Annotated in this window: 1 protein-coding gene; it reads right to left on the reverse strand. The window is 44.1% G+C overall.

Annotated elements, in window-relative coordinates; all coding sequences use genetic code 11:
- Positions 1–162: 162 nt before the first annotated feature.
- A partial coding sequence (locus AC07E3_RS21500; protein ID WP_478364786.1) for a TonB-dependent receptor domain-containing protein occupies positions 163–513 on the reverse strand: 351 nt, incomplete at its 5' end.

Consider the following 513-nt stretch of genomic DNA (forward strand, 5'->3'; position numbering starts at 1 on the left):
TCTAGCCAAGGAGACCAGTCAGAGTTTGCATGCGGCCAAGCGAGGACGACGGCTTCAATGTCTGCCCATTCCGGCATTAAATATAGTGGAAGCGTGGGTGATGCTATTCTCATTCGTTGTATTACCCTTTAGAGCACCGTTGACTGCAATGGCCAACAGCCCTTAATCATAGTTGTAGCGAATAGACACAAATAGGCGTCTGGGTTGACCAACAAAGTAACGGTAGTTGCCAAAACCGAAATCGGCACGCTCTGCATAATCTTCATTGAGTAGGTTAAACACATTCGCTTGTATGCTCAGAGCCTTTGTTATCTGGTGACGAAACCCGAAATCAAGTAATTTGTGACCTTCATATTCTGCTGTATTTTCAGGGTTTAAATAGTAGTTGTCGAGTAAATTGAATGACAGTGTGACAAAGTTACTTTCGTCAAAACGCCACTGCAGTTGAGTATTAAATAGAGTATCGGGTGCGGTATCTATTCGGTTTCCCGCAATGGATGCACGAGATATGAG

The organism is Nitratireductor lacus, from assembly GCF_056431025.1.